The organism is Streptomyces sp. (assembly GCF_031181705.1).
Taxonomy (GTDB): domain Bacteria; phylum Actinomycetota; class Actinomycetes; order Streptomycetales; family Streptomycetaceae; genus Streptomyces.
Window position 1 is genome coordinate 54,256 of the sequence record NZ_JAPSKN010000017.1, and the last position, 6,154, is coordinate 60,409.

A 6,154-nucleotide genomic window follows, 5' to 3' on the forward strand; every position below is an offset into this window, starting at 1 on the left:
GTGCCGCGGATGATCGTGACCAGGGACGTGTCCTCGGGCCACTCGACGTCGCCCACCTGCGTGCCGGCCAGGGCCGACTCCTCCGGCAGGGTCAGCTCGACGAGGTTGGCGTCGCCGTGGCTGAAGCGGAGCAGGCGGACCAGGTCGCCCACGCTCACCGCCTCCTCGACCAGGGCCGACATCAGACGCGGCGTGGAGACGGCGACGTCCACGCCCCATGACTCGTTGAACAGCCACTCGTTCTTCGGGTTGTTCACCCGGGCGACGACGCGCGGGACGCCGTACTCCGTCTTGGCCAGCAGCGAGACGACCAGGTTCACCTTGTCGTCGCCGGTCGCGGCGATCACGACGTTGCAGCGCTGGAGCGCCGCCTCGTCCAGGGACGTGATCTCGCAGGCGTCGGCGAGCAGCCACTCGGCCTGCGGGACGCGCTCGACCGAGATGGCGGTCGGCGCCTTGTCGATCAGCAGGACCTCGTGGCCGTTCTCCAGCAGTTCGCCCGCGATCGAGCGGCCGACCGCGCCGGCTCCGGCAATGGCGACCCTCATCAGTGACCGCCCTCCTCTTCGGGACCCTTGGCGAACGCCGCCTCGACCTTGTCGACCTCGTCGGTGCGCATCATCACGTGCACCAGGTCGCCCTCCTGCAGCACCGTCTGCGAGGTGGGCAGGACCGCCTCGCCGAGCCGGGTCAGGAAGGCCACGCGCACGCCGGTCTCCTCCTGGATCCGGCTGATCTTGTGGCCGACCCAGGCGGTGGAGGTGTGCACCTCGGCGAGCTGGACACCGCCGGTCGGATCGCGCCACAGCGGCTCGGCGCCGGAGGGGAGCAGCCGGCGCAGCATCTGGTCGGCCGTCCAGCGGACGGTCGCGACGGTGGGGATGCCCAGGCGCTGGTAGACCTCGGCGCGGCGGGGGTCGTAGATGCGGGCGGCGACGTTCTCGATGCCGAACATCTCACGGGCCACGCGGGCGGCGATGATGTTGGAGTTGTCACCGCTGGAGACGGCGGCGAAGGCGCCGGCCTCCTCGATGCCCGCCTCGCGCAGGGTGTCCTGGTCGAAGCCGACGCCCGTGACGCGACGGCCGCCGAACCCCGAGCCCAGCCGGCGGAAGGCGGTGGGGTCCTGGTCGACCACGGCGACCGTGTGCCCCTGTTGCTCGAGGTTCTGGGCCAGAGCGGAACCCACCCTTCCGCAACCCATGATGACAATATGCATCGCGTCACACCGCGCTTCCTGCAGGCTCTCTGGCCTTCATGAATGTCGTGCTCATGTCTCTCTTTCGGCTCGCCAGGCAACACGTCGCGGCCTGAGTGCGGGCCGCCAGGCAACATCATGCCGGTGGAATCACGCCATGATGCCCTCCGGGGGCGGTGCCGCGTCCGGCTGCCCGACTCCAACGTATCGGCAAAGCGGGGGGCGTTGCCGCGGGCCCTGCCGGGGTCTCGGCGCGATCCCGGGCGGGGAGGAATCTGTCATGACCACCGAGATCGACGTCCTGGTGCTGGGCGGTGCGGGCGTGGACACGATCGTGCACGTGCCCGAACTACCCGTCCCCTACGCGGACAGCCACATGATCCGGCCCGGGATCGTGACGCGCGCGGGCCAGAGCGGCGACTTCGTCGCACTGGCGCTCAGCGGGCTGGGGCTGCGCACGCACCACCTCGACATGCTCGGCGAGGACCCCGAGGGCGAGCTCGTCCGGGCGCTCCACCGCGACCGGGGCGTCCCGCTCACCGCCGTCCCGCAGCCGCTCGGCACCAAACGCGCGGTCAACCTCGTCGACCCCGACGGGCGGCGGCTGTCCCTGTACGACGCCACGCGCTCGGCGGAGACGGACCGGCTGCCCGAGGCGACGGTGCGGGAACTGGCGTCCGCGAGCCGGCACGCCCACGTCGTCATCACCCAGCCGTGCGTCCACGCGCTGCCGGTGCTGCGCGCGGCGGGCGTCACGATCTCCACCGACCTGCACGACTGGGACGGGGTGAACCCGTACCACGAGCCGTTCGCCCACCAGGCCGACCTGGTCTTCCTCTCCAGTGCGGCCCTCGCCGACCCGGAGGCGGTCATGCGGCGGATCGCCGAACGGGGCCGCGCCCGGGCCGTCGTCGCCACCGCCGGCGCCGACGGGGCGTACCTGCTGGCCGACGGCGCGCTGACCCGCGTGCCCGCCGCCACGCCCCCGGCCCCGGTCGTCGACTCCAACGGTGCGGGCGACGCCTTCGCGGCCGCGTTCCTCCGCGCCTGGCTCGCCGGCGAACCACCCCACCGCTGTGCCCTGCACGGCGCGGTGGCCGGCGCCTACGCCTGCACGGTTCCGTCGACCCGCACGGACAGCATCGGACCCGAGGAACTGCGGGCCGGGGTGGCGCGGCTGCTCACCGGCGGCTGATGCTGCGCACGCTCGCCAAGGTGAGGATCGCGAGGACGACGAGTGTGGCTGTGGCGCCGATCAGTTCCGCGGGGGTGTGCATGAGGGCCTCCTGGGGCGGTGACGGCCAGGTCGGGGACGGGCTTAGTCATATAGGCATGGAAGTGGCGTGACCTGCGGAATCCGCAGCCGCACGAGCCGGTGAATTCACTCGGAGAGCAGAGGGAACGCCGATGAGGGGTGGCGGGTGGGCGGCCCCGCGTTCGAACGCTTACGATCCTCTGTTGTGTCCAAACTGACCGACGTGCCCAAACGGATCCTGATCGGGCGCGCACTGCGCAGTGACCGGCTCGGGGAAACGCTCCTGCCGAAGCGCATCGCACTCCCCGTCTTCGCCTCCGACCCGCTGTCCTCCGTGGCGTACGCCCCCGGCGAGGTGCTGCTCGTCCTGTCGATCGCGGGTGTGACGGCGTACCACTTCAGTCCGTGGATCGCGGTCGCGGTCGTCGTCCTGATGTTCACCGTCGTGGCCTCGTACCGGCAGAACGTGCACGCCTACCCCAGCGGCGGCGGCGACTACGAGGTGGCCAACACCAACCTCGGCCCCAAGGCGGGCCTGACGGTCGCCAGCGCGCTGCTCGTGGACTACGTCCTCACCGTCGCCGTCTCGATCTCCTCCGGCATCGAGAACCTCGGCTCCGCGATCCCCTTCGTCGTCGAGCACAAGGTCGCCTGCGCCCTCGGCGTGATCGTGCTGCTGACCCTGATGAACCTGCGCGGCGTGCGCGAGTCGGGCACCCTCTTCGCGATCCCGACGTACGTCTTCGTCGCCGGTGTCTTCACCATGCTCGCGTGGGGTGCCTTCCGCGGGCTCGTCCTGGACGACAGCATGCGGGCACCGACCGCGGACTACGTCATCAAGCCCGAGCACCAGGGCCTGGCCGGCTTCGCCCTGGTCTTCCTGCTGCTGCGCTCCTTCTCCTCCGGCTGCGCCGCCCTCACCGGCGTCGAGGCCATCTCCAACGGTGTCCCCGCCTTCCGCAAGCCCAAGTCGAAGAACGCCGCCACCACCCTGGCCATGATGGGCCTGCTGGCCGTCACCATGTTCTGCGGCATCATCGCCCTGGCCGCCGCGACCGACGTGCGCATGGCCGAGAACCCGGCCAAGGACCTCATCCACAACGGCGTCCCGCTCGGCCCCGACTACGTGCAGAACCCGGTGATCTCCCAGGTCGCCGAGGCCGTCTTCGGCAAGGGCAGCTTCCTGTTCATCGTCCTGGCGGCGGCCACCGCGCTGGTGCTCTTCCTCGCCGCCAACACCGCCTACAACGGCTTCCCGCTGCTCGGCTCGATCCTCGCCCAGGACCGCTACCTGCCGCGCCAGCTGCACACCCGCGGCGACCGCCTGGCCTTCTCGAACGGCATCGTGCTCCTCGCGGGCGCCGCCGCCCTGCTGGTCGGGATCTACGGCGCCGACTCCACCCGCCTGATCCAGCTGTACATCGTCGGCGTCTTCGTGTCCTTCACGCTCAGCCAGACCGGCATGGTCCGCCACTGGAACCGCCACCTGGCCACCGAGAAGGACCAGGCCAAGCGCCGCCACATGATCCGCTCGCGCGCCATCAACGCCTTCGGCGCGTTCTTCACCGGCCTGGTGCTGGTGGTCGTCCTCGTCACCAAGTTCACGCACGGCGCCTGGGTCGCCCTGCTCGGCATGGTGATCTTCTACGCGACGATGACGGCCATCCGTAAGCACTACGACCGGGTCGCCGCCGAGATCGCCGCCCCCGACGGCCCGAGCGACGACAGCGTCCGGCCCTCCCGCGTCCACTCGGTCGTGCTGATCTCCAAGATCCACCGCCCGACGCTGCGCGCCCTGGCCTACGCCAAGCTGATGCGCTCGGACACCCTGGAGGCCCTCAGCGTCAACGTCGACCCGGCCGAGACCAAGGCGCTGCAGGAGGAGTGGAACCGGCGCGGCATCGACGTACCGCTGAAGGTCCTGGACTCGCCCTACCGCGAGATCACGCGGCCGGTCATCGAGTACGTCAAGAGCCTGCGCAAGGAGTCGCCGCGCGACGCGGTCTCCGTGATCATCCCCGAGTACGTCGTCGGCCACTGGTACGAGCACCTGCTGCACAACCAGAGCGCCCTGCGGCTGAAGGGCCGGCTGCTGTTCACGCCGGGAATCATGGTGACCTCCGTGCCGTACCAGCTGCAGTCCTCCGAGGCGGCCAAGCGCCGGGCCCGCAGGCAGCAGGAGTGGAACGCGCCGGGGTCGGTGCGTCGAGGCCCCGCGCAGGTGCGGTCGAAGGAGACCACCGAGCACAAGCCGTGAGCCGACGGCGCGTGTGAATCGGCCGGGCCGCAGCCACGTAGACTGGTGGGCTGTTGTCCGGCCGTTCCCGTACGGCACTTGCCCCTCACGCGTTATGGAGTCACCCCGCCATGCAGGCAGAACCGAGGAAGTCGCTGGTGGGGGAGGAGTACGAGGTCGAGGTCGGCCCCGTCGCCCACGGCGGCCACTGCATCGCCCGTACGTCCGAGGGCCAGGTGCTGTTCGTCCGGCACGCCCTGCCCGGTGAGCGGGTGGTGGCCCGGGTCACCGAGGGCGAAGAGGGCGCGCGGTTCCTGCGGGCCGACGCGGTGCGCGTGCTCGACGCCTCCAAGGACCGGATCGACGAGCCCTGCCCGTACGCCGGCCCGGGCCGCTGCGGCGGCTGCGACTGGCAGCACGCCAAGCCCGGGGCGCAGCGGCGGCTCAAGGCCGACGTGATCGCCGAGCAGCTCCAGCGGCTGGCCGGGCTCACCCCGGAGGAGGCCGGCTGGGACGGCACGGTGGTGCCCGCCGAGGGCGACAAGGTGCCCGCGGGTCAGGTCCCGGCCTGGCGCACGCGCGTGCAGTACGCCGTCACGGCCGACGGCCGGGCCGGTCTGCGCCGGCACCGTTCGCACGAGGTCGAGCCGATCGACCACTGCATGATCGCCGCGGAGGGCGTCAGCGAGCTGGGCGTCGAGAAGCGCGACTGGACCGGCATGGACTCCGTCGAGGCGATCGCGGCGACGGGTTCGCAGGACCGGCAGGTGATCCTCACGCCGAAGCCGGGCGCGCGCCTGCCGCTGGTCGAGCTGGACCGCCCGGTGTCCGTCCTGCGCGTCGACGAGCGCTCCGGCGGTGTCCACCGGGTCCACGGCCGCCCGTTCGTCCGCGAGCGCGCGGACGGCCGCACCCACCGCGTGGCCAACGGCGGCTTCTGGCAGGTCCACCCGAAGGCGGCGGACACCCTGGTGACGGCCGTCATGCAGGGCCTGCTGCCGCGCAAGGGCGACATGGCGCTCGACCTCTACTGCGGCGTCGGCCTCTTCGCCGGCGCCCTCGCCGACCGGGTCGGCGACCAGGGCGCGGTGCTCGGCATCGAGTCCGGCAAGCGCGCGGTGGAGGACGCCCGCCACAACCTCGCCGACTTCGACCGCGTGCGGATCGAGCAGGGCAAGGTCGAGAGCGTGCTGCCGCGCACGGGCATCACGGAGGTCGACCTGATCGTCCTGGACCCGCCGCGGGCCGGGGCGGGGCGCAAGACGGTGGAGCACCTGTCGTCGCTGAGCGCACGGCGGATCGCGTACGTGGCGTGCGATCCGGCGGCGCTGGCACGGGATCTCGGGTACTTCCGGGAGGGCGGGTACCGGGTGCGGACGCTGCGGGCGTTCGATCTGTTTCCGATGACGCATCACGTGGAGTGCGTGGCGATTTTGGAGCCTGCTGCAAAGGGGCTCTGACCTGC

General features: G+C 71.4%; 5 protein-coding genes. 3 read left to right on the forward strand and 2 right to left on the reverse strand.

Annotated elements, in window-relative coordinates; genetic code table 11:
• Both RIN80_RS06210 and RIN80_RS06215 read right to left on the reverse strand, forming a co-directional pair.
• A partial coding sequence (locus RIN80_RS06210; RefSeq protein ID WP_309094478.1) for a TrkA family potassium uptake protein occupies positions 1 to 548 on the reverse strand: 548 nt, incomplete at its 3' end.
• Positions 548 to 1,219 carry a TrkA family potassium uptake protein gene (locus RIN80_RS06215; protein WP_033308364.1) on the reverse strand — a complete coding sequence of 224 codons (672 nt, stop codon included), beginning with the start codon at positions 1,217 to 1,219 and terminating at the stop codon, positions 548 to 550. The genes RIN80_RS06215 and RIN80_RS06210, both read right to left, overlap by 1 nt.
• 259 nt (positions 1,220 to 1,478) lie before the next feature.
• Here RIN80_RS06215 and RIN80_RS06220 point away from each other — a divergent pair, with 259 nt between their 5' ends.
• The 3 genes from RIN80_RS06220 to RIN80_RS06230 all read left to right on the forward strand — a co-directional run bounded on the left by RIN80_RS06220 (position 1,479) and on the right by RIN80_RS06230 (position 6,149).
• Positions 1,479 to 2,393, forward strand: coding sequence for a PfkB family carbohydrate kinase (locus RIN80_RS06220; protein WP_309094479.1), 915 nt, complete (start codon positions 1,479 to 1,481; stop codon positions 2,391 to 2,393).
• A gap of 265 nt (positions 2,394 to 2,658) precedes the next feature.
• Positions 2,659 to 4,710, forward strand: a complete 2,052-nt coding sequence (locus RIN80_RS06225; protein ID WP_309094480.1) for an APC family permease — start codon at positions 2,659 to 2,661, stop codon at positions 4,708 to 4,710.
• A gap of 110 nt (positions 4,711 to 4,820) precedes the next feature.
• Positions 4,821 to 6,149, forward strand: a complete 1,329-nt coding sequence (locus RIN80_RS06230) for a class I SAM-dependent RNA methyltransferase (RefSeq protein WP_309094481.1) — start codon at positions 4,821 to 4,823, stop codon at positions 6,147 to 6,149.
• Positions 6,150 to 6,154 lie beyond the last annotated feature (5 nt).

Coding starts and splice junctions, on each gene's coding strand:
- RIN80_RS06215 (WP_033308364.1), bottom strand. CDS start 1,219: ATGCATATTGTCATCATGGGTTGCGGAAGGGTGGGTTCCGCTCTGGCC.
- RIN80_RS06220 (WP_309094479.1), top strand. CDS start 1,479: ATGACCACCGAGATCGACGTCCTGGTGCTGGGCGGTGCGGGCGTGGAC.
- RIN80_RS06230 (WP_309094481.1), top strand. CDS start 4,821: ATGCAGGCAGAACCGAGGAAGTCGCTGGTGGGGGAGGAGTACGAGGTC.